Origin of the sequence: Trebonia sp., from assembly GCF_049794275.1 — a bacterium.
In the GTDB taxonomy this organism is placed as follows: domain Bacteria; phylum Actinomycetota; class Actinomycetes; order Streptosporangiales; family Streptosporangiaceae; genus Trebonia.
Genome location: NZ_JBARCR010001107.1, coordinates 1 through 1,789 on the forward strand (window position 1 = coordinate 1; position 1,789 = coordinate 1,789).

A 1,789-nucleotide genomic window follows, 5' to 3' on the forward strand; every position below is an offset into this window, starting at 1 on the left:
GTGTCCTGGTGATCGGTGTCCAGGTGATCGGCCCGGATGTCCGCTCCCGACATGGCCGGCTGCCTGCCTACGACGGGAGCCGCAGCACGTACCCGACGCCGCGCAGGGTGTGGATCAGCCGTGGCTCCTTGGTGTCGACCTTGCGGCGGAGCACGGACACGTAGGACTCGACGATCCCTGTGTCGCCGCGGAAGTCGTAGTCCCACACGTGGTCCAGGATCTGCATCTTGGACAGGACGCGGTTGGCGTTGCTCATGAAGTAGCGCAGCAGCTTGAACTCGGTGGGGGAGAGCTGCACCTGGTCGCCGCCGCGCCAGACCTCGTGGCTCTCTTCGTCGAGTTCCAGGTCGGCGAACTTCAGCCGGGGCGTGGGCTCCACGCCGTCGCCGCGGGTGCGCCGCAGCACGGCCTTGATGCGCGCGATGACCTCTTCGAGGGAGAACGGCTTGGTGACGTAGTCGTCGCCACCCAGGGTGAGGCCACGGATCTTGTCGTCGGTGCCGTCACGGGCGGTGAGGAACACGACCGGGATCCTGGCGCCGCCGCCGCGCAGCCGCCGGATCACGTCGAAGCCGTCCATGTCGGGCAGCATCACGTCGAGCACGATCAGGTCCGGGCGGTGCCGCTGCGCTGCCTGCACCGCCTCGGTGCCGGCGGCCGCGGTGATCACCTCGAAACCGGCGTAGCGGAGGCTCGCCGAGAGGAGCTCGAGGATGTTCGGCTCGTCTTCGACGACTAGCAGCCGCGCGTCGGCCTGCTGCCGCGCCTCGGTCATAGTCGTGTTCATGGTGCAAATCATCCCTCGCTAAGCTGAGGGAAACCTGAAGGCTCCCTGGAGATGCACTCCCACCTGTCAGCTTACGCTCAGGTAAACAACAGCCGGCGCAGCGCCATTCATCATGCCAGCCTCAGCCTGCTCCGGGCTCGCGCCGGCCCGGCTCGTCAGCGTCTGGGCGCCGCGCGGGTCGCCAGCCAGTGCGCGATCGCGGCGGCCCTGGAATCCACGCCGAGCTTGGAGTAGATGCGCCTGACGTGGTTCTTGACCGTCTTTTCCGCCAGGAACAGGTGCGCGGCGATCTCGCCGTTGGTGTGCCCGCCTGCGATCAGCGACATGACCTCGAGTTCGCGAGCGGAAAGACCAAGGCTAGCCTGCTCCTCGCCGCCCCCGGCCCCGGTTCCGTGCCGCAGCCCCGGCTGCCGCGAGGTGTGCCCGTTGGATCTTGCCGCGCCGTTGATCCCTGGGGTACGACCATTCAGCGCAGTTGCTCCGCCGTTCAGTCCAGGAACCTCGTTCCGGCTCATGAGACCTCCGGTTAGCCGCCCGCGTCCCGGCGTCTGGTCGCACCAGACGCGGCGCAGCACTGTCACGTCTCTGTGTCAAGACCTGCTTTTATAGGTACAGATACACCAAAAGGCCCGGTCTCAAACCGCTCACGCCGCACGCGCCGCTTATGCCACGAGTTCGCCAGCCTCCAGTGACCAGCCAGTTACCCGACGCTAGTGCCGCTGAGCAGCCCGGCAGGAACGGCCTGGTTGTCCTGCAGCGCACCGAACAGCTGCAGCGCCTCGGTGCGGTTCCACTCGACGGCCTCGCCCGCATTCGTCGGGAGCGCGGCGTTCGCGATCGGCACCGTGCCGGTCTGCGCGCCGCGCAGCGCGAGCCCCGCCTGGATCAGGTCGTACAGGCTGGTGCCCTTGTCGACCGCGATCGACCCCGCTGCCGTCGATGCGAACGGGTAGGCGGTGAACGGGTTCAGGTAGACACCCGGGCTGGTGGCCTTGCTCAGCA

Annotated in this window: 2 protein-coding genes and 1 pseudogene; all 3 read right to left on the reverse strand. The window is 67.6% G+C overall.

The window, feature by feature from the left end:
• Positions 1 to 67: 67 nt before the first annotated feature.
• Positions 68 to 787 carry a response regulator transcription factor gene (locus WA805_RS27535; protein ID WP_422341150.1) on the reverse strand — a complete coding sequence of 240 codons (720 nt, stop codon included), beginning with the start codon at positions 785 to 787 and terminating at the stop codon, positions 68 to 70.
• A gap of 155 nt (positions 788 to 942) precedes the next feature.
• Positions 943 to 1,302, reverse strand: coding sequence for a helix-turn-helix domain-containing protein (locus tag WA805_RS27540; protein ID WP_422279674.1), 360 nt, complete (start codon positions 1,300 to 1,302; stop codon positions 943 to 945).
• Positions 1,303 to 1,487: 185 nt separating this feature from the next.
• Positions 1,488 to 1,789 (reverse strand): annotated as a pseudogene (locus WA805_RS27545) (hypothetical protein); the annotation flags it as partial.